The organism is Micromonospora sonneratiae, assembly GCF_042679305.1.
Lineage (GTDB): Bacteria > Actinomycetota > Actinomycetes > Mycobacteriales > Micromonosporaceae > Micromonospora_H > Micromonospora_H sonneratiae.
In genome coordinates this window covers 19,797-42,760 of record NZ_JBHTMP010000055.1, presented here as the reverse complement: position 1 = coordinate 42,760, position 22,964 = coordinate 19,797, and the positions used below count along the sequence as shown (strand labels likewise).

Here is a 22,964-nt window from a genome sequence, read left to right as displayed (position 1 = left end):
CGGGGGGCTGCTCGGCCGTACGCGATGTACAACCATCGGCGGCGGGCGTGGATTCCGCGGATCCGGGCATCCCGGCGGGTTGATCATGGGGATTCAAATGACGAATGACCCAAAACCGGAAAGACCCGCCGGGGAGCTGCCGGGCGGGGCGGCGGAATGTCCGACTCGCCGGCCGCTAGGGCGTTTCAGGCGCTGGAGGAGGTCTGTCCCCTGGCGTCCGACGACGGCGACCCTGGTAGAGGTCGCGCCCGATGATCTGGATGACCCCTGCGGCCGGGATCGCCAACAGTGCACCCACGATTCCGGCCAGGTCAGCGGCGATCAGAAGGCTGACCAGGACCGTGAGTGGGCTGAGCCGAACGATGCGAGAGAAGATCATCGGTTGGAGGACGTGGTTCTCGATCTGTTGGTACACCACGAAGAAGACGAGGACCACGATGCCGGCGCGGGTGGAGTGGAAGAAACTGGCGCCAGCGGCGATCACCGCGCCCAGGGTCGCGCCGACCAGGGGGATCAGGTCGGCGATGGCCACCAGGAGCGCGAGGACCCCCGCATACGGAACGCCCATGATCGCCATCGTGGCGAAGGTCAGGGCGCCGCAGATGACACTGATCAGCAGGTTTCCACTGAGATAGCCGGTGATGGTACGGGCGCACTGCACGCCGATGCGACGAATCCGGGCCCGGTGCCGTTCGTCGACGAGACCGAGCAGCCCGGTGACGAGTTTCGGTGCCTGAAGAACCATCAGGTACGCCAGCACGCCGATGGTCACCGCGCCACCCACCGTTATCGCGGCACCACGCAGCACGTCCAGGCTCGGTTCCCGCAGGCGGGTGCCGTACTGCTGGATCTCTGGTGACTCGGCGTACCGCCGGAGATGGAACCGTTCCAACGGGCCGCCGATCGGGCCGCGTCCGCTGCGGATGTCGTGCAGGAGTTGGGGAAACCGTTCCATCAGTTGCGCCATCTCGTCCGTGACCGGTATGACGATCAGCGCGGTCAGTGCGGCCAGCACTCCGAAGGCGGTGACGAACACGAGCAGGGTCGCCAGCCATCGCCATCTTGTTATCCGGCGTTCGGTCCAGTTGACGGCGGGATTGAGCGCCACCGCGAAGAGGATCGCGACCAGGATCCATACCAGCACCCGACGGGCAGCGTAGACGAAGAGCAGGACCAGCAGGCTGGCCAGCAGCAGCCCGATGACGATGACGACCCGTCGCGCGAGGGCCCGATCATCGGCACTCGTCATCCGACCGGGTCCTTGCTCGCCAGCTCGGATCCACCACGGGTCACGCCATTCCCGCGCCGACCTCGTCGATCGCGGCGTCGACCTGGTGTGCGAGTTCGATGTCCATGGCTGTTACCGCGTCCACCTGCCTGGTCCGTACGACGATCACGGCCGTACGGTCGCTCTCCCGGCCGATACGTGGACCGCGACCGGTCTGCTCATGTAGTAGTTCGAGGCGTCGCATCACCCGGTCCAGGTTCTCCCGGGGCAGTTCGATGGTGCGTGACAGTGACTTCTGGTCTCCCGCCCAGTACGGCAGGTCGGCCAGCGCGGCCCGCAACTGCGCGGCGGTCAGTGGCGCGGTGTGTCCGGTCGCGCCTACCAGACCGCCTTCCGGCAGCGGTTGCACCAGGTCTCGCAGATCCATCGGCAGGTCGAGTGACTCGACGAGGTCCCGGTCCCGTTCAGCGATCGCGTTGATCGTCGCCTCCGCCTGGTAACGCGCCTGTTCCGGGGTGCGGTGGCTGAGCCGGGCGACCTCCTCCAGGAAGCCGGCCAGGTCCCGACGTCGGTTCGTGGCGGTCGTCGACATGCTGTTGTGCAGCTCGGCCGGTACCGCATCGAGCAGTCGCTCCCGGTCTGCCTCGTCGAGCGCCAGCGCCAGGGCGATCACGGTCGCCTCGGCGGCGGACCGGGCCTGATCGAAGTCGATTCCGGTGCGGCGGCCGACGTCGCTCACCAGTTCCTGGTAGCGGATGACGGGGACGCCAGGCGATGCCTGGGACAGCTCCGCGGATCCTGGTGAGTCCGGGATCGGCCACGGCCGGGCTGCGGGTGCGGGTTGCGGAGGTGGTACCGGTCCGCCCTTGTCGGGGGTCGGTTTGCGGGTTCCCGCCGGCTGGGGACCGGCCCGTTGGCCGCGGTCCAGATGCTCGAACTGCTTGGACGCACCTAGGGTCACCCCCGCCTGGCTGGGCTGCTGGCCCCCGTTGCGGGCCTTACGGGCCAGCGTACGGCGACGCTTGTTGTCGCCTTCCATCTGTTTTCCCATGACTGCGCCTCGCTTCGCTCTTCCGAACCAACGCTCACCGAACCGGTGCGATCAATCGCTTCACCTTGGGTTTCCGCCCCCGCCTTCCCTGGTGGTGGACCGCCGAAACGGCTGGGCCGCCCCGACCTGACCGCGTTGACTGCTGGTTCATCACGGCGGGGTGAGGGGTGCTCACCCCGGCGAAGCTCACCATCGAGCTGGACCACAAGCTTCCGACGGTTCGCGGAAGGAAGGTCGCCATGAGGAGAATCATCGAGATCGTTCCTGCTCGGCCCGGGTGGTACGCCCGTTGGCGCGTCGCGCCCGATGCCACCTGCTCCTACCCGGTGACCGTGTGGGCGCTGGTCGAGGACGCCGACACCGCCAGCCGCGAGGTCGTCGGTGTTGACTCCGTCGGCCAGTGGCCCGGTTCCGACGACAACGAGGCAGGCGTCGACTTCGTTCGTTACCTCTTTCAATCGCCGGATGCCGGTGAGCCCGAGGATGCCTACCAGTCCGGTCGTACCACGTCCGGTAGTGGGGTGCCGCCGGAGCTGCTGCAACCGGTGACCTCGACGACCTGATTGAGCGCCTCTGGCGCAGCGCCCTGAGCCCGGTCAGAGCGTCTCCAGCGGGCGTGGGCTGGTCGGCGCCGGGAACGCCTGGTCCAGTTCGGCCAGGTCCACTTCGGTGAGGATCACCTCGAGCGCGGCCCGGTTCTGTCTGACGTGGTCCGGGTTGCTGGCCGTTGGTACGGCGCAGACCCCGTCCTGGCTCAGCACCCAGGCCAGGCAGATCTGTTCCGGGGTGGCTTCATGGCGGTCGGCCAGCTGAGTCAGGGTGGGGTGGCCACGCAGCCGAGCCTGTTCGAACGGCGAGTAGGCCATCACGGGTAGTCGCGCGTCACGGCACCGGGGGAGCAGTTCCCATTCGATGCCCCGGCGGCTCAGGTTGTAGAGCACCTGATCGGTCTCGACGGCCGTACCGCCCGGGATGCTGGTGAGTTCTGCCAGGTCGGTCAGGTCGAAGTCGCCGACACCCCAGTGACGGATCTTGCCCTGGGTGATCAGGACGGTGAGCGCCTCGATCGTCTCGTCCAGCCGCAGGGTGTCCCGCCAGTGCAGGAGGTAGAGGTCGAGTCGATCGGTCCGTAGGTGTCTGATGCTGCGCTCGCATGCCCGGATCGTCTCCTCCCGTCCGGTGCTCTCCGGTGGGACCTTGCTGATCAGGAAAACGTCGTCCCGGTGCCCGGCGATCGCTTCTGCGACCAACTCCTCGGCGTTCCCGTCGGTGTCCGACTCGGCAGTGTCGATCATGGTGAGGCCGAGTTCGATGCCCGTGCGCAGGGTGGCCACCTCGGCATCGCGGCGCCGCGGATCGACCGCCATGCCCCACGTGCCCTGGCCGAGGACCGGAATCTCGTCACCGGATGGAAGGGTGATGGTAGGGACGTTCCGTTCCGTCACATGGCCTCCTCTGGCGCGAGTGATCCGACGCGGACGAGGCGTACCGGATGCGGTCGGACAACAGCCGACGGCGCGCGCCTACCCACACAAGAGGCCGGCCAAACAGGTGCTCCGAGATCCCGGTACGGCGTGCGGGCGTGATCAGCGGGAGAGTGGCGAAGCCCTGCGAATGCTGAACATTTTTCTGCTTTTGCCCCGACTGGTCCGCCGAGCTGCGCGAGGATTGCAGCTGGAAGGTAAAGCAGCTGCCTGGGGGGCGAGGTATGGAGTTCTCCGTCGTTGAGATCGGTTATGACCAGGACCAGGTCGACTCCTGTCTGGAGGACCTGTGCCGGCAGTTGGGGCGAATGGCGGCGCAGGCGGAGGCCGCCGCCGAGGCCAGTGAGGAGCTGGACCTGGTACGGGAGGAGGTCGAGCGGCTGCGTGGCCTACTGAGTGGGAAGCCGGGCGCTTATCGCACGTCCGCCTCCACCCGGATGCAGGAAATGCTAGCGGTGGCGGAGGAGGAAGCGGCCGAGATCCGGGCACAGGCACGTAACGAACTCACTGCCGCTCGGGAGGAGGCGCGACTGTTACGGGACCAGGTCTACGCCGAGGCTCTGCAGGCCCGCCGGGACTTCGAGGCCGCGTTGCAGGCCCGCCGTCGGCGGGAGGCACGGGTGGACGAGATTCTGCGCGAGGTCGACCTCGTCTATGCCGCGACCGACCGGACGGCAACCGCCGGTGGTCCGTCGGTGTCGGCCGGTGTGCCGGCGACCAGGGGAGCGGCCAGCGGTCACGTGAAGCCGAACGCCCCGGGCCGGTAGCCCAACGGTTTCGGGCTGGGCGTAGGCGTCAGATCAGCGCCGCAACGATGGTGGTTGCCCGTGCCTCGTGCTTCGCGTACGCGTCCGGGAACGCCGAGATCTGTACGGCCTGTGCTGCGGCACTGAGGCTGAGCTGTTGCCAGCCGGGCACCTGGAGCAGCGCCTCGTAGAACTTCTGCGCTGCGTAGGCGGGGCGCATCAGATCCTTGACTGCGCCCCAGCCGGTGCTGGTGCGTTGCTGGAACAGGCCGACCGAGTCATGGTCGAAGCCGGTGCCCTGGTGCGGATAGTTCTTCGACTCCGGGAGCACCTCGCTGGCCAGGTTGTAGAGGTTGCTCTCCTGCATGGCGGTGGCCACGGCGACCACGAGGCCCGGTCGGGGCACCTTCAGTTTGATGCCGACCTGGACGATGATGTTCGCGTTGTCCATCTGGGCCTGGGTCAACCCGGCGACGGGCTTCGGCTTCGGTGGCTTCGTGGGCTTTCTGACCGGTGTGGGGCTGGCTGTTGCCGACCGGGTCGGCGGTGGCGTCGCCGTCGGTGTCGGCGCTGCCGCCCGTTCCGTTGCCCGTGATGCTGGCTGGTCCGCCATCGCCGCTGCCCGCTCGGCCAGCGCGCCCGGCGGGGGCTCTTCGGCGGCTGGCGGCGGCTGCGATCCGGCGAACGCGACCAGTCCGAGACAGCAGGTCGCGCCCGTGACCAGCAGCAGGCGTACCGGAGTCGAGGAGAACGCGCGACGCAGCCCGAGGCCGTTGGACAGCCGACCTGCGGCGCGATGGCGGCCGACTGGCTGGCTGGTTGAGGCGGACTCCACCGAACGGTCGGTCCGGTCGGTGATGCTTGATCCCTGATCTTCCCTATTCCTGGCAGGCACCCGCTGAGGCTAGGCGTGGCGACACCCGATGGCGACCGTCCCCGATGGTGGCATGAAACACAGTTTTTGCTGTCCAGGTGGGCAACAGCTGACAGGATTGGGCTACCCAGGGCAGAGGTGATAAGCCCGGCATATCCGTAAATTCACCGGCTAGAGCTTGAAACAGGCTGATCTCGGCCTCAGCCGGGTTCGGCGTCCAGCGGTTCTGCGCTGATCCTCCGTTCGATCGAGGCCCTACCCCTGTCCGTAGGAGCCTCGCGTGGACCTACGGATGACCATCGGTCTGACTGCGGCAAACGAGTTCGGCGTCGGACGTGCCTGTCCATGGCACGGCCGCCACAAGCATGTGTGACAGAGCAACCCGAAGGAAACGCAAGATGCGCAAGATCGCAGCGGTGCCGGTGTTGGCGATGATGCTGGTGGCGGGGTGCAGCGCGCCAGCCAAACGGGTGACGGCCGACCGGTCCGACCCGCCCCCCAGCGCTCAGCCCGCCGCCCGCAAGACCGAACTCACCGTGGTCGCCGCAGGGGACCTGCTGGTGCATCCGCCGCTCACCGAACAGGCTGCTGCGGATGCCCGCGCCGCCGGGCGCAACGGGCACGACTTCACCCAGGTGCTGGCCGCCGTGCGGCCGATCGTCAGTCAGGCCGATCTTGCGATCTGCCACATGGAGACGCCGCTGGCCGAACCCTCCGGCCCGTTCACCGGGTACCCGCTGTTCAGCGTTCCACCCGAACTGGCCGACGCCGCCGCCTGGGCGGGCTTCGACACCTGTTCCACAGCCTCGAACCACTCGCTCGACACGGGCCTGCCCGGCATCCAGCGCACGCTGGACAACCTCGACCGGGTGGGGCTGCGGCACAGCGGAACCGCCAGGGACGCGACCGAGGCACAGCGACCGAACATCCTGGACGTGGCCGGCGTCAAGGTCGCGCAGTTGTCGTACACCTTCAGTTTCAACGGCATCCCCCGCCCGGAGGGGCAGAAATGGGTGGCGAACCTGATCGACCGGGACGCCATCCTGGCCGAGGCGCGGCGGGCGCGGGAGCAGGGCGCGGAGATAGTCATCCTGTCCCTGCAATGGGGCACCGAGTACCAGAACGAGGCGGACGAGGGACAGCTCGGCTTGGCCCGTGACCTGCTGGACTCACCCGACATCGACCTGATCGTGGGGCACCACGTGCACGTGGTGCAGCCCTTCGAGAAGATCGGCAACAAGTGGGTGGCGTACGGCATCGGCAACCTGACCACGAGATTTCCCGATGGATCGCCGGAGAACACCCAGGATGCGGTGGTGCCGCAGTTCACGTTCACCCGTGGCGAGTCGGGCCGGTGGGAGGTGACCCGGCTGGAGGTGCTGGCCACCTGGATGGAGTACGAGCCGGAGGCACGGGTGATCGATCTACAGTCGGCCATCCGGGACGACCGTCTGCCCGCCGAGCGGCGCGCCGACTATGCCCGCATCCAGCAGCGGATCAACCGGTACGTCGACCTGCGCGGCGCGCTGGCCGACGGACTGCGGATGCGGGGCTGAGGAGTCAGCTGCCCCGGGCCGGTCGATGTGCCCCATCCATGCATGCATGCCCAGCGGGATCAGCGGCCCCGTGGTTCGGCCGGGACCACCGTGAGCGTGTGTCGCCCCTCGCCGTTGCTGGAGAACGGCCAGAGCTGGTCGGCGTACTCGGCCAGGTCGATCAACTGGTCCCGGGTCAGCCCCACCGACGCGATGCTCGCCCGTACGTCGGCGTGGTAGCGGCCATCGGGGTCACGGGCGAGCCGTGCCTTGGCGGACACCCGTACGGTATGCGCCTCGTCGGTTATGTCGGTTGCCGCCTCGACGGCGGCGTGGTGCAGGCAGGACGCGAACGCCGCCGCCAGCAGTTGCTCGGGCGCCAGCCCGTTGCAGTGTGGCGCCAACGGCGACGCCAACGGCGTGGACAACTCGCCGTCCTCGGTGTGCAGGTGTCCGCCCTCGGCGGTGGCTGTGGCCTCGTGCGCCCATGAACTCGATTGCGGCATCGCGTCCCCCCGTCGCTCTCCAGCGGGCTACCCGACCGACACGCCGTAAAACGCCGCGACCACCAGCCGGGTTGGGTAGCTTGAGCGCCGCCGACGTCGCGGCGTGACCTTCGATCACCTCGGCGGGGTGCCACCGGTCGCCGTACCGCCCGTGGTGGAAGCGGTCGACCGGCTCCACCGGGTGTTGCCCACCGCAGCGGCGTACGCCGATCAACTCCTGCTCGTCGCCCGATCGCGTACGGGCTCGCTCGCCTGCGAACCCACGACCTTTCGTGTCAAGACGACGTCAAGAACCGTGTTGCGGCCGTAGCGGGACCGTCAGGAGTCCTGTCCGGGCCACCTCCTACGCGCTTGCATGGTCACGACGTGGTCGGTGGCGACCACGGTTGACCTGTTGATGGAGGAGACGTTCGGTGCTCGACGTCGTGTTCGTGCTGCTGACAGTGGGACTGTTCGCGGCCTTCACCCTGCTTGTACGGGCGGTGGAACGGCTGTGAACGCGGTCAATGTTGTCGGTCTGGTCGTGGCGGCCGGACTGGCCGTCTTCCTGGTGGTCGCACTGTTGTTTCCGGAGCGTTTCTAGATGACTACGACGACTTCGGGCGTGATTTTCATCGTCTCGCTCGGCGCCGCCCTGGTGGCGGTCTATCGCCCGCTGGGCGACTACATGTTCCGGGTGGTGTCCGGCACCACGCATTCGCGGGTCGAGCGGGGCATCTACCGGGCGATCGGCGTCGACAGCGGGGCGGAACAGAGCTGGGGCCGGTACGCCCGCAGTGTACTGGCCTTCTCGGCCCTGTCACTGCTGTTCCTGTACGCCCTGCTTCGGTTGCAGGACAAGCTGTGGCTGTCCCTGGGGTTCGACCCGGTCACCGACCACGTCGCCTGGAACACCGCCGTGTCGTTCGTGGCCAACACGAACTGGCAGGCGTATTCCGGTGAGTCGACGATGGGCCACCTGGCACAGATGGCCGGTCTGGCGGTGCAGAACTTCGTCTCAGCGGCGGTGGGCATCGCGGTCGCGGTCGCCCTGGTCCGCGGCTTCGCCAGGAGCCGCACCGAGCAGCTGGGCAACTTCTGGGTGGACCTGACCCGGATCACCCTACGGATCCTGCTGCCCATCTCGGTGCTCGGCGCGATCGCGCTGATGATCGGTGGGGCAGTGCAGAACCTCTCCGGTGGTACGGACGTGACCACGCTGACCGGTGGCACCCAGACGATCACCGGCGGCCCGGTGGCCAGCCAGGAGGTGATCAAGCTGCTGGGCACCAACGGTGGTGGTTTCTACAACGTCAACAGTGCCCACCCGTTCGAGAACCCCACCACCTGGACCAACTGGTTGCAGATGTTCCTGATCCTGGTCATTCCGTTCTGTATGCCCAGGGTCTTCGGTCGGATGGTCGGCCAGAACCGGCAGGGCTACGCGATCGTGGCGGTGATGGCGATCCTGGCGGTGGCCAGCGTCGCGCTCACCAACGCGTTCGAGTTGACCGGTAGCGGCACGGTGCCGCAGGCCATCGGTGCCGCGTTGGAGGGCAAGGAGAGCCGGTTCGGGGTGTCGAACTCGGCCACCTACGCTGCGGTCACCACGCTGACCTCGACCGGCGCGGTCAACTCGTTCCACGACTCCTACACCGCGCTTGGCGGCATGATGCCGCTGATCAACATGATGCTCGGCGAGGTGGCCCCGGGTGGTGTCGGAGCCGGTCTGTACGGCCTGCTCATCCTCGCCGTGATAACCGTCTTCGTCGCCGGTCTGATGGTCGGACGTACCCCGGAGTACCTCGGCAAGAAGATCGGTGCCCGGGAGATCAAGCTCGCCTCGATGTACTTCCTGATCACACCGACCCTGGTGCTGGCCGGTACGGCCGCCGCGTTCGCCACCGGCAACAACTCGACCGCACTCAACGTCGGGCCGCACGGGTTGTCCGAGGTGCTCTACGCGTTCACCTCCGCCAGCAACAACAACGGTTCGGCCTTCGGCGGCATCACCGTCAACACCCCCTGGTGGGACACCGCACTCGGGCTCTGCATGCTGCTCGGCCGCTTCCTGCCGATCATCTTCGTGCTGGCGCTGGCCGGGTCGCTGGCCAGGCAGAAGCCCGTACCCGCCTCGGACGGCACCCTGCCGACACACCGGCCGCTGTTCGTCGGGATGGTGGTCGGCGTGACCGTGGTCCTCGTGGCCCTGACCTTCCTACCCGCACTCGCTCTCGGCCCGCTGGCCGAGGGCCTGTGAGACAGACCTGCTGAGGAAGAAGAGAATGACTGTCACCCCTGTGGCACCCGTGTCGACGGACGGTCGGCCGTCGGCCGGCGAACCGGTCAGGCGGATCAGCGGCGGGCTGCTGGACCCCAAGCAGATGCTCCGCTCACTGCCCGACGCGCTGCGCAAGCTCAACCCAGCCACGCTGTGGCGTAACCCGGTGATGCTGATCGTGGAGGTCGGCGCGGCGTTCACCACGGTGCTCGCCGTCGTCGATCCGAGCGTCTTCGCCTGGGCGATCACCGTCTGGCTGTGGCTGACCGTCGTCTTCGCCAACCTGGCCGAGGCGGTCGCCGAGGGCCGGGGCAAGGCCCAGGCCGCCACGTTGCGGCAGGCCAAGAAGGACACCATCGCCACCCGGTTGGTCGGCTGGACGCCGGGTGCCCGGTCGGCCCAGTGCCGCGAAGAGGCCGTTGCCGCCTCCGAGTTGAAGCTGGACGACATCGTGCTGGTCGAGGCCGGCAGCGTGATCCCCGGGGACGGCGACGTCGTCGAAGGCATCGCCAGCGTGGACGAGTCGGCGATCACCGGTGAGTCGGCACCGGTGATCCGCGAGTCCGGCGGCGACCGGAGCGCGGTCACCGGTGGCACGAAGGTGCTCTCCGACCGGATCGTCGTACGGATCACCCAGCGGCCCGGAGAGAGCTTCATCGACCGGATGATCGGCCTGGTCGAGGGGGCGAACCGGCAGAAGACGCCGAACGAGATCGCGCTGAACATCCTGCTGGCCGCACTCACCATCATCTTCCTGCTGGCGGTCGTCACCCTGCAGCCGCTGGCCATCTTCTCGAAGGAGTTCCAGGCCGCCGCCCCGGACACCGCCGCCATCACCGGTGACGGTGTCACCGGGATCGTGCTGGCGTCGCTGCTGGTCTGCCTGATCCCCACCACCATCGGCGCGCTGCTGTCGGCGATCGGGATCGCCGGCATGGACCGTCTCGTCCAGCGCAACGTGCTGGCGATGAGCGGCCGGGCGGTCGAGGCCGCCGGCGACGTGGACACCCTGCTACTGGACAAGACCGGCACCATCACGCTGGGCAACCGGCAGGCCGCCGAGTTCCTCGCGGTCGAGGGGGTGAGCCCGGAGGAGGTGGCCGACGCGGCCCAACTGTCCAGCCTCGCCGACGAGACTCCCGAGGGCCGGTCGGTGGTCGTACTGGCCAAGAACGAGTACGGGATCCGGGCCCGCGAGGAGGGGGTGGTGCCGCACGCCACGTTCGTACCCTTCACCGCACAGACCCGGATGAGCGGCGTCGACCTCGGTGCCGAGGGAGTTGACGGCGGGGTTCGTCGGATCCGCAAGGGCGCGGCCACCGCCGTGATGAAGTGGGTACGCGACAACGGCGGCCACCCCTCCGACACGGTCGGGCAGATCGTGGATGCCATCAGCGGTGGTGGTGGCACCCCACTGGTGGTCGCCGAGCACGTCGACGGCGGCCCGGCCCGCGCCCTGGGGGTGATCCACCTCAAGGACGTGGTCAAGAGCGGCATGCGGGAACGCTTCGACGAGATGCGCCGGATGGGCATCCGTACGGTGATGATCACGGGCGACAACCCGCGCACCGCCAGGGCGATCGCCGACGAGGCCGGGGTGGACGACTTCCTCGCCGAGGCGACACCGGAGGACAAGCTCGCCCTGATCCGGCGGGAGCAGGAAGGTGGCCGGCTGGTCGCGATGACCGGCGACGGCACCAACGACGCACCGGCGCTGGCCCAGGCCGACGTCGGGGTGGCGATGAACACCGGTACGTCGGCCGCCAAGGAAGCCGGCAACATGGTGGACCTGGACTCCGACCCGACCAAGCTGATCGAGATCGTCGAGATCGGCAAGCAACTGCTGATCACCCGGGGTGCGTTGACCACGTTCTCGATCGCCAACGACATCGCCAAGTACTTCGCGATCATCCCGGCGATGTTCGCCGCGGTCTACCCGAGTCTGGACCGGCTCAACATCATGCAGTTGTCCAGCCCCGAGTCGGCGATCCTGTCCGCGGTCATCTTCAACGCGATCATCATCGTCGCGCTCGTACCGCTGGCCCTACGCGGCGTGCGGTACCGGCCGAGCAGTGCGGCGTCCCTGCTGCGCCGCAACCTGTGGATCTACGGACTGGGTGGAATCCTCGCCCCGTTCGTCGGCATCAAACTGATCGACCTCGTCATCCAGCTCATTCCAGGGATCTCGTGATGCGCCTACCCTCCTGGCTCTCCCAGCACCTCGCCGCGCTGCGCGCGGTCCTGGTCTTCACCGTCCTGCTCGGGCTGGCCTATCCGCTGGCCATGGTCGCCGTCGGCCGGATACCCGGACTCGACGACCGTACTGACGGCTCCATCATCAGGAACGCCGACGGTACGGCGGTCGGCAGCCGGCTCATCGGGCAGCAGTACACCGATGCCGACGGCAACCCGCTGCCGGCCTACTTCCAGAGCCGCCCCTCGGCCGCCGGTGACGGCTATGACCCGACCTCCACCAGCGCCAGCAACCTCGGCCCGGAAAGCGTGGTCGACACCCTGTCCGACGACCCGGAGTCGGCGTCGCAGAGCCTGCTCACCCAGGTCTGCGCCCGCAGCAGGGCGGTCGGTGAACTGGACGGTGTCGACGGCCGGCGGCCGTACTGCACCCCGGACGGGGTCGGCGCGGTCCTGTCGGTGTACCACCGGGACGGGCTGACCGGCCCGGTGGTCCGGGTGGTCAGCGTCAACCAGGCCTGCCCGGCGCAACCGTTCCTGTCGACCTACGCCGGCATCACCGTCGAGTGCGCGAAGATCGGCGAGGACCACAGCGGGGGTGTGGTGACCCCGATCCGGGGTGACGCCCCGGCCGACCCGGCGGTGCCGGCCGACGCGGTCACCGCCAGCGGTAGCGGCCTCGACCCGCACATCAGCCCGGCGTACGCCCGGATCCAGGTGGCCCGGGTCGCCCGGGAGCGGGGCACCGACACCGCCACCATCCAACGGATGGTCGACGAGCACACTTCGGGGCGGACGTTGGGCTTCCTGGGGGAGCCGGTGGTGAACGTACTGGAACTCAACCTGGCCCTGGACCGGAAATTTCCGGTCCGGCGCTGACCGTTGAGACGTGAGGAAGGGCCCCTTGCCAGACAGAAAACGATCGGAAGGGGCCCTTCCCTACCGGCAAGGGCAGGATCGACACGTGGCACGTGGACAGTTGCGGATCTACCTCGGGGCCGCACCCGGTGTGGGCAAGACCTACGCGATGTTGGAGGAGGCGCACCGCCGAGCGGAACGGGGCACCGACGTGGTCGTGGGGTTCGTGGAGACCCACGGCCGGAAGGCCACCGCCGCGATGATCGGCGATCTGGAGGTCCTGCCCCGGGGGACGATGACCTACCGGGGCTCGGAGTTCACCGAGATGGATCTCGACGCGCTGCTGGCCCGCCGGCCCGAGGTCGCCATCGTCGACGAGTTGGCACACACCAACGTTCCGGGCTCCCGCAACCTCAAACGGTGGCAGGACGTGCAGGAGTTGCTGGACGCGGGCATCTCCGTGCTCTCCACGGTGAACATCCAGCATCTGGAGTCGCTCAACGACGTGGTCGAGCAGATCACCGGGGCGAAGCAGCGGGAGACCGTACCGGACGAGATTGTCCGACGGGCCGAGCAGGTCGAGCTGGTCGACATGACCCCGGAGGCGTTGCGCCGCCGGATGGCACACGGCAACATCTACCGCCCCGACAAGATCGACGCGGCGCTCGGCAACTACTTCCGGGTCGGCAACCTCACCGCCCTGCGCGAGCTGTCCCTGCTCTGGCTGGCCGACAAGGTCGACGACCAGCTCGACCGCTACCGGGCCGAACAGGGCATCGGGGACACCTGGGAGGCCCGCGAGCGGGTGGTGGTCGCCCTGACCGGCGGCCCCGAGGGGGACACCCTGATCCGCCGGGCCGCCCGGATCGCGGCCCGCAGCAAGGGCGCGGACCTGCTGGCCGTACACGTCGCGCGTAGCGACGGGCTGGCTGGCGCGGATCCGGCCCAACTGGCCCGGCAACGGGTGCTGATCGAGAGCCTCGGCGGCACGTACCACCAGGTCGCCGGCAACGACATTCCGGCAGCGCTGCTCGACTTCGCCGGAGGGGTGAACGCCACCCAGATCGTGCTCGGCGCCAGTCGTCGGGGACGGTTCGCGCAGTTACTCTCGCCCGGGGTCGGGGTGACCACCACCGCGCGATCCGGATCGATCGACGTCCACCTGGTCACCCACGAGCAGATCGGTCGCGGCCGGCGGCAGATCTCGGTCGGCAGCGCACTGTCGCGCCGTCGACGGCTGGCCGGCTTCGCACTGGCCACGGTCGGCATGCCACTGCTCACGTACGGGGGCCTGCTCCTCGAGGATGCCCTGTCGCTGACCAGCGAGATCCTGGTGTTCCTCGCCGCGGTGGTCGCAGTGGCGCTGGTCGGCGGCCTGTGGCCGGCGCTGCTGGCGGCGGTCGTCGGCTCCCTGCTCATCAACTACTTCTTCACCCCGCCGATGCGGGCCTTCACCATCGCCGAAACGGAGAATCTCCTCGCGCTTGCGGTCTTCCTCGTCGTCGCGGCGGCGGTCAGCGCGGTGGTGGACCTCGCCGCCCGCCGGACCCGGGAGGCCGCCCGGGCCAGCGCCGACGCGCACACCCTGGCGGCTGTCGCTGGCGGTGTCCTACGCGGCACGCGACCGCTGACCGCCCTGCTGGAACGACTGCGGGAAACCTTCGCGCTGCGTACGGTGACCCTGCTCGAACGGGTGCCGGATGCGCCGCCCAGCCCGGACCGGCAACGTGACCCCAACGCCTGGCGGGTTGCCGCCAGTGTCGGGCCGCAGCCCTGCCACACCCCTGCCGCCGGTGACGTCGACGTACGGGTCGACGACACCCTCTCGCTGGTGCTCTGCGGCCGGCTGCTGGATGCCGCCGACCGGCGCATCGTCGAGGCGTTCGCCGCCCAGGCGGCGGTGGCACTGCGCCACGAGCGGCTCAGCGAGGAGGCCGCCGCAGTCCGCCCGCTGGCGGAGGCCGACCGGATGCGTACCGCCCTGCTGGCGGCGGTCAGCCACGACCTGCGTACGCCATTGGCCTCGGCGAAGGCGGCGGTGACGAGCCTGCGCAGCGTGGAGGTCGAGTTCGACGAGGCTGACCGGGAGGAGTTGCTGGCCACTGCGGAGGAATCGTTGGACCGGCTGGGGCGGTTGGTGGCGAACCTGCTGGACATGAGCCGGTTGCAGGCGGGGGTGCTCGGCCTGTCCCTGGTGCCGATCGGTCTGGAAGACGCGGTCCCACCGGCGCTGGACGAGTTGGGTGAGCCCGCTCGGCAGGTCCAGGTGCTGCTGCCCGCCCACCTGCCCGCCGTGTTGGCCGACCCGGGGCTGCTGGAGCGGGTGCTGGTCAACCTGGTGGCCAACGCCCTCCGGTTCAGTCCACCGGACCGACCACCCCTGATCACCGCCAGTGAGCACGGCGGGCAGGTCGAGTTGCGGGTGGTGGACCAGGGGCCGGGCATCCCACATGAGGAGTGGGAACAGGTGTTCCTACCGTTCCAGCGACATGGTGACCGGGACAACCACGCGGGGGTCGGCCTCGGGCTCGCCCTGTCCCGGGGGCTGGCCGAGGCGATGGGTGGCACCCTGGTGCCGGAGGATACACCGGGTGGTGGACTGACACTGGTGCTCAGCCTGCCCTCGGCGGAAGGAGACAGCCTGTGACCCGGGTGCTGGTGGTCGACGACGAACCACAGATCCTGCGTGCGCTGCGGATCAACCTGCGGGCCCGCCGGTACGACGTGGCAGTTGCCGCCGACGGGGCCGCTGCGCTGCGGCTGGCCGCCAGCCAGCATCCGGACCTGGTGGTGCTCGACCTCGGCCTGCCCGACATGGACGGGGTGGAGGTGATCCGTGGACTGCGTGGCTGGTCCAACGTCCCGATCATCGTTCTCTCCGGACGGGCCGGTAGCCAGGACAAGGTGGCCGCGCTCGACGCCGGTGCCGACGACTACGTCACCAAGCCGTTCGGTGTGGACGAGTTGTTGGCCCGGGTACGGGCGGTGACCCGGCGCAGCACCGGGTCGGGGGAGGCGATACCAGCTGTCGTCATCGGACGGCACACCGTCGACCTGACCGCGCACGTGGTGAGCGCCGACGACGGCGCGGAGACACGGCTGACCCCGACCGAGTGGCACCTCCTGGAGATCCTGATCCGCAACCCGGGCCGGCTGGTGAGCCAACGCCAGCTGCTGCACGACGTGTGGGGGCCGCAGTACCAGTCCGAAACCAACTACCTGCGGCAGTACATGGCACAGCTGCGTCGCAAGTTGGAGAACGATCCGGCCCGGCCCCGCCATCTGTTGACCGAGCCGGGCATGGGCTACCGCTTCCAGCCGTAGCCCACACCCGGCCCGTGCCTGTCCACATGATCCGGCCCGGCTGTCTGGCCAACCCCCCCACCGAGCGGACAGTGGTACCGGGTCAGCTGTTGCGGGTGGCCACCGCAGCGGCGTACCGGGCCGCCACGTCCGGCCAGTTCACGACCTCCCACATGGCCTTGACGAAGTCCGGCCGTACGTTGCGGTACTGCAGGTAGTAGGCGTGCTCCCAGGCGTCGAAGGCCAGTAGCGGCACCGACCCGATGCCGACGTTGCCGTGGTGGTCGTAGACCTGCTCGACGACGAGCCGCCCGCCGACCGGCTCGTAGGACAGCACTCCCCAGCCCGAGCCCTGTACCAACGTGGTGGCCGCCGACATCTGGGCGTGGAACGCCTCGAACGAACCGAAGTACTCGGTGATCGCCTCGGCCAGGTCGCCCTCGGGCCGTCCGCCCCCGTCCGGGGACATGTTCTGCCAGTAGAGCGAGTGCAGTACATGCCCGGAGAGGTTGAAGGCAAGGGTCTTCTCCAGCCCCACGATGTTGGTGAGGTCGCCCTTGTCCCGGGCCTCCGCGATGCGCTCGAGGGTGTCGTTGGCGCCCTTGACGTACGCGGCGTGGTGCTTGTCGTGGTGCAGCTCGAGGATCTCTCCGTTGACGTGCGGTTCCAGCGCCGCGTAGTCGTAGGGCAGGTCGGGCAGGGTGTAGGTGCTCACGTTCGGACCCTCTCGGTTTCAGAGACTTCTTGCAAAGAGTGCTTACTTGCCAATCTTAGGCAATAGCTTTCTGTTTGATCGCCTCGATCTCGACCTCACGGGTCTCGTCGTAGCTGCGTGTCGCGCTCATGAAGATCACAGTAGGACCTCAAGTGGACTTGAGGTCCAGGCGTTCCAGTGTGGCCAGGAGCACCATGCCGGTGAGATAGTCCGGTGCCGTCCGGACGGGCCACCGCTCCACCGTCGGCTGCCGGTTGGCCTTCGGGGCCTGGTGCGGGTGGACCCCCAGGGGCGTACCGGCGCGCGACCAGCACCGTGAGACGCGAATCTCGTCGACCGGTGACGGCGGCCGGTGCACCGGCTGCTCAGGAGTGACGGGGCCGGGCCGGTGGCAGAGTGGGTCCGGGGTGCCACGCCGGCCAGGTGCCCGGCCACTCTGCCCAGGCACCGACCGACTTCCGGGTTCCGTCCACGGTGACCAGCCGAGCGGCCACGCCGAGCGACTCCAGCCACGGCACGGCGTCGTAGCCCCGCAGCACCGCTGCCGCACTCAGCGCCTTGGCGGCGGCACAGCCGGTCGCGACCACCGACACACTGGCCCACAACGGTTCCGGTGGCCGACCGGTGCGCGGGTCGATGATCCCGGACCCGGGCGGGTCGCGGTCCAGCCCGGACGAGGTGGCGACAGCCGCACCGGCCAGCATGATCCGTTCACCGTCGAGAGATACCGGCCAACCCTCGGCGGGCAGCAGCCCGGCCGTGGCGACGCAGCGACCGAGCCCGACCAGCGCGCCGTTGCCGTACCGTGCCGCCAGCAGATCCGCACATCGTTGGGCGGTGTACGCCCTGGTGACGGCGCCGAGATCCAGCACTACCGAGGCGGGTACCGTGAGCCAGCCCGTACGGAGGACCACGCTGCGCCAGTCGCCGTCGGCCCGGCCGGTTTCGATCGACGAGCCGTACCGTGGCAGCCACGGCCGCTGCAGCCGGAGCCGCAGGATGGCCATCCCGACGGTCGGGTCGACGTCTCCGTCGGTCAGCGCGGCGCAGCCGAGCGCGGCCCGTAACAGGCCGGTGAGTCGCGAGCTGATCCGTACGGGTCGGCCGGCTGCCCGGTGCACCTGGGACAGTTCGGTGTCGGTCCGACCGGGGGAGCAGACCCGGGTCATCGCCGAAAGCTCGGTCGTCACCAGCCGCCGCGCCCCCGTGAGGTCCGCCGGATCGGTGACCGTCACCCGTACCGCTGTGCCCCGGTAGGCCCACCGCGCAGTCCGCATACCTGCCTCCTGCCTGTGCCGTCGTCTTGGCCAGGGTCGGGGCGGGGGCTGTGTCGATGATGTGGCTGACCTGTGTGTCAGCTGTGTGCCGCAATATTCGGCCACACAGCCGACACACAGAAAATGCCGAGGCCGGGCACAGCGATCAGCGCGATGATCTGGGGATGGCCCCGACTTCGCGACCCACCGGACCCGTCGAGCTGCGCCGCCCCGACGGCCAGCCGGTACGGGTACTGGTGGTTGACGACGAGACGACCCTGACCGACCTGCTGGCCATGGCGCTGCGTTACGAGGGGTGGCAGGTGCGTGGCGCGAACACCGGTGCGGGCGCGGTGCGGGTAGCGAAGCAGTTCCAGCCCGATGCGGTCGTACTCGATGTCATGCTGCCCGACCTGGACGGCTTCGAGGTGCTGCGGCGGCTGCGGGACCAGATGCCCGACGTGCCCGTCCTGTTCCTCACCGCGCGGGACGCCGTCGAGGACCGGGTCGCCGGGCTGACCGTCGGCGGTGACGACTACGTGACCAAACCGTTCAGCCTGGAGGAGGTGGTGGCCCGGTTGCGGGCGTTGATGCGTCGGTCCGGTGTCGCGGTCACACCCCGCGAGGACGCGGTGCTGGTGGTCGGTGATCTGAGCCTGGACGAGGACAGCCACGAGGTGCGCCGGGGTGGTCAGCTGATCATGTTGACCGCCACCGAGTTCGAACTGCTGCGGTTCCTGATGCGCAATCCACGCCGGGTGCTGAGCAAGGCGCACATCCTGGACCGGGTGTGGAACTACGACTTCGGTGGCCAGGCCAACGTGGTCGAACTGTACATCTCCTACCTGCGTAAGAAGATCGACGCAGGCCGGGAGCCGATGATCCACACCCTGCGCGGGGCGGGATATGTCCTCCGACCCGCCGACTGAGCCGCTGTCGGACGACCCCGTCCGGCGCGGGTCCCGGCTTCGGGCAGCGGGAGCGTGGTGGTCCGGCCGGCGCGGCGCGGCGCGGCGCGGGTTCGGCCGGCTACGCGCCCTCCGGTGGTGGATCGCGGGACTGACGTTGCGGACCCGGCTGGTGGCCGCGGTGGTGGCCCTGCTGGCCGCGGTCTGTGTGGTGATCGGGGTGGTCACCACCGTGGCGCTGCACGACTTCCTCATCGAACAGCTCGATCAGCGACTCGTCATGGCCGCGAACCGGTTCTACGGCCCACCCGGCCGTCCGCCGCCCGGTGGTCTCGGTGAGCCGTTCCCCCGGGGCCAGACCACCGGTACGCTCACCGCGAGAGTGTCCAACGGCCAGGTCGAGTGGGCGGCGACCTTCCGTCCCGACGCAGCGGTCGAGCAGCAACCGGTGCCGGCGGAGCACCTCACGACGCTGGTCGCGTTGCCGGCCGACGGCCGGGCCCGCACCCGTGACCTCGGTGACCTCGGTGACTACCGGCTGGTTGCCCGGCAGATGCCCGACGGCAACATCTTCGTCACCGGCCTGCCGTTGACCGATGTGCAGCGGACCGTCTGGTGGATGATCGCGGTGCAGACGGTCGTGGCCGGGGCCGGGCTGCTGATGGCCGGTACGGCCGGCGCGCTGATCGTGGGTGCCGCCCTACGACCGTTGCGCCGGGTGGCCGCCACCGCGGGCCGGGTCGCGGAGCTGCCACTGGACCGGGGCGAGGTGGCGTTGCCGGTCCGGGTACCGGTCGCCGACACCGACCAGCGCACCGAGGTCGGGCAGGTCGGCGCGGCACTCAACCGGATGCTCGGACACGTAGCCGCCGCGCTGGCCGCCCGGCAGGCCAGCGAGACCCGGGTACGTCAGTTCGTCGCCGACGCCAGTCACGAACTGCGTACGCCGTTGGCCGCGATCCGGGGCTACGCCGAACTCACCCGACGGACCCGGGAGCCGGTGCCGCACGACGTCGCACACGCGTTGCGCCGGGTCGAGTCGGAAAGCGCCCGGATGACCCGGCTCGTCGAGGATCTGCTGTTGCTGGCCCGGCTGGATACCGGGCGTCCCCTGGCCACCGAGCCGGTCGACCTGTCGGCGTTGGCGGTCGACGCGGTCAGTGATGCCCATGTCGCCGGTCCCGAGCACCGATGGCGACTGGATGTGCCCGCCGAGCCGGTCCGTGTCCTCGGGGATCCCGCCCGGCTGCACCAGATCCTGGCGAATCTGCTGGCGAACGCCCGTACCCACACTCCGCCGGGCACCACGGTCACGACGGGCCTGTCGGTGTCCGGGGACGGGATGGCCGTCGTCACCGTCACCGACAACGGACCCGGCATCCCATCGGCGTTGCAGGCGGAGGTCTTCGAGCGGTTCAGCCGGGGGGACACCTCCCGGTCCCGGGCAGCCGGCAGCACCGGCCTCGGGCTGGCGATCGTGGCCGCCGTGGTGGAGGCCCATCGTGGTTCGGTCACGGTCGCCAGCCGGCCCGGCCACACCGCCTTCACCGTACGGCTGCCCGGGCTCGCCGCCGATGCGTAGCCGTCGGGCGGGGCTAGCTGTTCGGGCCGATCCCGCATAGCACGGTGGTGATCAGATCGTCCACGAATCCGGGCGGCACCTCGACCTGCTCCCGCCGGAGCCCGCGTAGAGGCGGGGCAGGACCAGTAACCCCACCGGTCAGGACCGGGGGTGGACGCCCGTGGTCAGGCCTGTCCGGTGGAAGTCTTCGTCTCGTCGATGGCCAGTTGGCGGACCCGGTCGACCTCCGCCGAACCGGCGAACTGTCGGGCCACCCGGGCCAGCCAGGCGCTCTCCGAGGCCAGGGAGGCGTCGACCTCCTGGAACGGGTGATCAGCGCCGTAGTGGTGGCCTGCGGCGTGCCCGACCAGCGCAGCCGCGATCACCGCAGCCTCCAGCGTGGCGGGGTCAGCGGTTGGACCGACCCAGCGGGCCACGTCCGGGTGGGCGTACGCGCGCAGCGCCAGTTGCGCGTCGCGGATCTCGATGACCCGACGGTAGAGCGCGAACTCGGCACCGGCGGCCAGCCTCGCGGTCGTGTTGAGCGCGATCTGCGGTACCGCCCTACGCAGGGTCCGCCACAGCGGATCGATCTGCCGGTAACGCAGCACGGCCCGGGCCCAGCGCAGCGGTGCGGTGAGTCGGGTACCCCAGGCGGTGAGCGTGGCTCCGATCAGCCAGAGCAGCATGCAGACAGTGCCGATCAGTGTGCCGACCGGCAGGGTCGTCGCCAGTGACCTGCCGGTGAACAGCGTGAACACCGGACGTACGCCGGACCACGCGGCCCAGATGATGCCGATGGCCGCCCCGATGACGACGAACCGGAGCCCGACCCGCAGCGTCGTGGCCTCGACGTGCCGTACGTAGCCGCCGACGCTGCTGATGAAGGTCACCAGGCTGACCGTGATGTAGACGAAGAACACCACCAGATAGCCGACCACCGCCGGGTTACGGGAGTACACGTTGACGAAGTTGAGCGTGAAGTGGGTGTCCGCGACCAGCATCAGCACGGTCATCAGGGTGATTGCCCCGGCCAGGACCAGTCCGTGCCGACGTAGCCACCGCCCGGTCTGCTCCGGCTTGGCGATGTCGTGGCCGAGCGCGCCGAGGAAGTAGGCCGCCACCATCTCCAGGCTGTTGCCGACCAGACGGGCCAGGTTCGGCACCGCCTCGAAGCGGCTGGCCAGGATCAGCGTCGGGTGTGCCATGGTGGCCAGACCGAGCCCGAGGCACAGGAAGAACGCCGACAGGTAGCGCAGGCCGGATGCCCGGCGGTCACGTCGTACCCGGAGCAGCTTGTATCCGGCGACACTGACGGCCAGCGCACAGGCACAGTAGTTGAGCCAGTCCATGCTTTCGAGGGGTGTCGAACTTCTCAGGGAGTGTCGAAGACGGAACCCAATCGTGCCAGACCGTCCGCGAATTCGGGGGATACGGACGACCCGGACCGGCGGTGGGCCCGTTGAGCGATCATCGAGGCGACCAGCTCGGCTTCCTGCTCCTGTTCGGCCGAGTAGTCGGACCGGCCGAGGACCCGCCGAACCAGTTCACTGGAGAGGCTGGGCAGCAGGAGTTTCGGCAGGATGTCCAAGGTGGTGTCACCGATGTGGCCGCACAGCAGGTGGCCCACCTCGTGCAGCAGGATGTGCTCCCGGTGCAGTTGGGTGGTGCTGGCGGAGTAGAAGATGTAGTCGGCCTGGTCGGTGCTGACGAGAGCGCCGCAGTGGCCGGAGCGGCCGGCCATCGGCACGAGTTCGACCGGCCGGCCGCGCTGGCTGGCCAGGGCGGCGATGAACGGCGCAGGTGCGAAGGGGGTGGGTATCGTCAGCCCCTCGACGATCCGCCGGCACCTGCGCCACATGCGGCGGTCAATTGCCATCGCGCTCCATGGCTGCGCTCCGGCGCGCCTCGCGTCGGCTGATCGCCTCGATCATGTCGCTGATCGTGTCGAGTCCCTCCGGTGAGAGCGTGACGGCCCGCAGGGCGATCTGACGTACGGCGTTGTCCCGGAGTGCACCGAGTAGTTCGAGTTCCTCGGCTATCCGGGCGCTCTGCTCGTCGTCGAAGAAGTAGGCCGGCGGCACCTGGAAGAACTGGGCCAGGGCCTCAAGGTGCCGTTTCGTCGGGTTGTTCCGACGGCCAGTGCGCAGCTGCCAGAGGTAGGTGGCCGAGAAGGTCTCGCCGGTGGCTTCGCGGCAGGCGCTGGCAACCTCCTCGTTGCGGTACTGCTCCCGGTCTGGACGCCGGATGATTTCGAAGAGTCGGTTGATCTTCTCGGCAAGGGTGGACTGGGCAGCGGGTGGGACCATGCAGTCGTTCCCTCCTTCCCCCGCAACGGAGAGCGCCCGTTCCTGGTGTTGACGGGGCGTACGGCCTACGACATCCTAGCGGGGCTGGACTTTAGCTGATATGAATTGTCGGTGAACGCAGATTCATTTCAGCTGTGGTGCCCGTGTGACACAGCTCTGCCGACCGCTGGATACGTG

At 69.0% G+C, this 22,964-nt stretch carries 22 protein-coding genes; 12 read left to right on the top strand and 10 right to left on the bottom strand.

Annotated elements, in window-relative coordinates; translation table 11 throughout:
• Positions 1–175: 175 nt before the first annotated feature.
• Together ACFQ4H_RS26830 and ACFQ4H_RS26825 are read right to left on the bottom strand one after the other, a co-directional pair.
• Positions 176–1,249, bottom strand: a complete 1,074-nt coding sequence (locus ACFQ4H_RS26830; RefSeq protein ID WP_377575782.1) for an AI-2E family transporter — start codon at positions 1,247–1,249, stop codon at positions 176–178.
• Positions 1,250–1,289: 40 nt separating this feature from the next.
• Positions 1,290–2,279 (bottom strand): DUF2267 domain-containing protein, encoded by a 990-nt coding sequence (locus ACFQ4H_RS26825; RefSeq protein WP_377575779.1) that lies wholly within the window; start codon positions 2,277–2,279, stop codon positions 1,290–1,292.
• A gap of 239 nt (positions 2,280–2,518) precedes the next feature.
• Between ACFQ4H_RS26825 and ACFQ4H_RS26820 the strand changes: the two genes are divergently transcribed.
• On the top strand, positions 2,519–2,842 hold the full coding sequence (locus tag ACFQ4H_RS26820) for a hypothetical protein (protein ID WP_377575776.1): 324 nt from the start codon (positions 2,519–2,521) through the stop codon (positions 2,840–2,842).
• Positions 2,843–2,875: 33 nt separating this feature from the next.
• On the opposite strand, the gene ACFQ4H_RS26815 is transcribed toward ACFQ4H_RS26820, so the two are convergent.
• On the bottom strand, positions 2,876–3,724 hold the full coding sequence (locus ACFQ4H_RS26815) for an aldo/keto reductase (RefSeq protein ID WP_377575773.1): 849 nt from the start codon (positions 3,722–3,724) through the stop codon (positions 2,876–2,878).
• 263 nt (positions 3,725–3,987) lie between these two features.
• On the opposite strand from ACFQ4H_RS26815, the gene ACFQ4H_RS26810 reads away from it, so the two are divergent.
• A complete protein-coding gene (locus ACFQ4H_RS26810) occupies positions 3,988–4,530 on the top strand; it encodes an ATPase (RefSeq protein WP_377575771.1) in 543 nt (180 codons plus the stop codon).
• Between the two features lie 28 nt (positions 4,531–4,558).
• Here the strand turns inward: ACFQ4H_RS26810 and ACFQ4H_RS26805 are convergent, their stop codons facing one another.
• Entirely contained in the window at positions 4,559–5,404 is an 846-nt protein-coding gene (locus ACFQ4H_RS26805; RefSeq protein ID WP_377575768.1) for a hypothetical protein, read from the bottom strand.
• Positions 5,405–5,781: 377 nt separating this feature from the next.
• On the opposite strand from ACFQ4H_RS26805, the gene ACFQ4H_RS26800 reads away from it, so the two are divergent.
• Complete coding sequence (locus ACFQ4H_RS26800; protein ID WP_377575765.1) at positions 5,782–6,939, top strand: CapA family protein; 1,158 nt, start codon at positions 5,782–5,784, stop codon at positions 6,937–6,939.
• Positions 6,940–6,998: 59 nt separating this feature from the next.
• On the opposite strand, the gene ACFQ4H_RS26795 is transcribed toward ACFQ4H_RS26800, so the two are convergent.
• Complete coding sequence (locus tag ACFQ4H_RS26795) at positions 6,999–7,424, bottom strand: OsmC family protein (protein ID WP_377575762.1); 426 nt, start codon at positions 7,422–7,424, stop codon at positions 6,999–7,001.
• Positions 7,425–7,527: 103 nt separating this feature from the next.
• On the opposite strand from ACFQ4H_RS26795, the gene ACFQ4H_RS26790 reads away from it, so the two are divergent.
• The 7 genes from ACFQ4H_RS26790 to ACFQ4H_RS26760 all read left to right on the top strand — a co-directional run bounded on the left by ACFQ4H_RS26790 (position 7,528) and on the right by ACFQ4H_RS26760 (position 16,059).
• A complete protein-coding gene (locus ACFQ4H_RS26790) occupies positions 7,528–7,734 on the top strand; it encodes a hypothetical protein (protein WP_377575759.1) in 207 nt (68 codons plus the stop codon).
• 183 nt (positions 7,735–7,917) lie between these two features.
• Positions 7,918–8,007 carry a K(+)-transporting ATPase subunit F gene (gene kdpF / locus ACFQ4H_RS26785; RefSeq protein WP_377575757.1) on the top strand — a complete coding sequence of 30 codons (90 nt, stop codon included), beginning with the start codon at positions 7,918–7,920 and terminating at the stop codon, positions 8,005–8,007.
• Complete coding sequence (gene kdpA, locus ACFQ4H_RS26780) at positions 8,008–9,663, top strand: potassium-transporting ATPase subunit KdpA (protein ID WP_377575754.1); 1,656 nt, start codon at positions 8,008–8,010, stop codon at positions 9,661–9,663.
• Between the two features lie 25 nt (positions 9,664–9,688).
• Positions 9,689–11,875 carry a potassium-transporting ATPase subunit KdpB gene (kdpB, locus tag ACFQ4H_RS26775; protein WP_377575752.1) on the top strand — a complete coding sequence of 729 codons (2,187 nt, stop codon included), beginning with the start codon at positions 9,689–9,691 and terminating at the stop codon, positions 11,873–11,875.
• Positions 11,875–12,756, top strand: coding sequence for a potassium-transporting ATPase subunit C (locus ACFQ4H_RS26770; protein WP_377575750.1), 882 nt, complete (start codon positions 11,875–11,877; stop codon positions 12,754–12,756). The genes kdpB and ACFQ4H_RS26770 overlap by 1 nt, the downstream gene beginning before the upstream one ends.
• Positions 12,757–12,841: 85 nt before the next feature.
• Positions 12,842–15,382, top strand: a complete 2,541-nt coding sequence (locus ACFQ4H_RS26765) for a sensor histidine kinase (RefSeq protein WP_377575748.1) — start codon at positions 12,842–12,844, stop codon at positions 15,380–15,382.
• Positions 15,379–16,059 (top strand): response regulator, encoded by a 681-nt coding sequence (locus tag ACFQ4H_RS26760; RefSeq protein ID WP_377575746.1) that lies wholly within the window; start codon positions 15,379–15,381, stop codon positions 16,057–16,059. Before ACFQ4H_RS26765 ends, ACFQ4H_RS26760 begins: the two co-directional genes overlap by 4 nt.
• Before the next feature lie 82 nt (positions 16,060–16,141).
• On the opposite strand, the gene ACFQ4H_RS26755 is transcribed toward ACFQ4H_RS26760, so the two are convergent.
• Together ACFQ4H_RS26755 and ACFQ4H_RS26750 are read right to left on the bottom strand one after the other, a co-directional pair.
• Positions 16,142–16,753 (bottom strand): superoxide dismutase, encoded by a 612-nt coding sequence (locus tag ACFQ4H_RS26755; RefSeq protein WP_377575744.1) that lies wholly within the window; start codon positions 16,751–16,753, stop codon positions 16,142–16,144.
• Positions 16,754–17,118: 365 nt separating this feature from the next.
• The gene (locus ACFQ4H_RS26750; protein ID WP_377575742.1) at positions 17,119–18,030 is read right to left on the bottom strand and encodes an FAD:protein FMN transferase; all 912 of its coding nucleotides are present in this window, start codon (positions 18,028–18,030) and stop codon (positions 17,119–17,121) included.
• A gap of 164 nt (positions 18,031–18,194) precedes the next feature.
• On the opposite strand from ACFQ4H_RS26750, the gene ACFQ4H_RS26745 reads away from it, so the two are divergent.
• Together ACFQ4H_RS26745 and ACFQ4H_RS26740 are read left to right on the top strand one after the other, a co-directional pair.
• Entirely contained in the window at positions 18,195–18,938 is a 744-nt protein-coding gene (locus ACFQ4H_RS26745; protein ID WP_377575740.1) for a response regulator transcription factor, read from the top strand.
• Positions 18,916–20,499, top strand: coding sequence for a sensor histidine kinase (locus ACFQ4H_RS26740; protein WP_377575738.1), 1,584 nt, complete (start codon positions 18,916–18,918; stop codon positions 20,497–20,499). The genes ACFQ4H_RS26745 and ACFQ4H_RS26740 overlap by 23 nt, the downstream gene beginning before the upstream one ends.
• Positions 20,500–20,663: 164 nt before the next feature.
• Here ACFQ4H_RS26740 and ACFQ4H_RS26735 read toward each other — a convergent pair whose 3' ends face one another.
• Genes ACFQ4H_RS26735 through ACFQ4H_RS26725 form a run of 3 tightly spaced genes read right to left on the bottom strand, consistent with a single transcriptional unit; the run spans position 20,664 to position 22,787 of the window.
• On the bottom strand, positions 20,664–21,830 hold the full coding sequence (locus ACFQ4H_RS26735) for an MAB_1171c family putative transporter (RefSeq protein WP_377575735.1): 1,167 nt from the start codon (positions 21,828–21,830) through the stop codon (positions 20,664–20,666).
• Between the two features lie 23 nt (positions 21,831–21,853).
• Positions 21,854–22,357 (bottom strand): hypothetical protein, encoded by a 504-nt coding sequence (locus ACFQ4H_RS26730; RefSeq protein WP_377575732.1) that lies wholly within the window; start codon positions 22,355–22,357, stop codon positions 21,854–21,856.
• Complete coding sequence (locus ACFQ4H_RS26725) at positions 22,347–22,787, bottom strand: XRE family transcriptional regulator (protein WP_377575730.1); 441 nt, start codon at positions 22,785–22,787, stop codon at positions 22,347–22,349. The genes ACFQ4H_RS26730 and ACFQ4H_RS26725 overlap by 11 nt, the downstream gene beginning before the upstream one ends.
• Between the last annotated feature and the right edge of the window lie 177 nt (positions 22,788–22,964).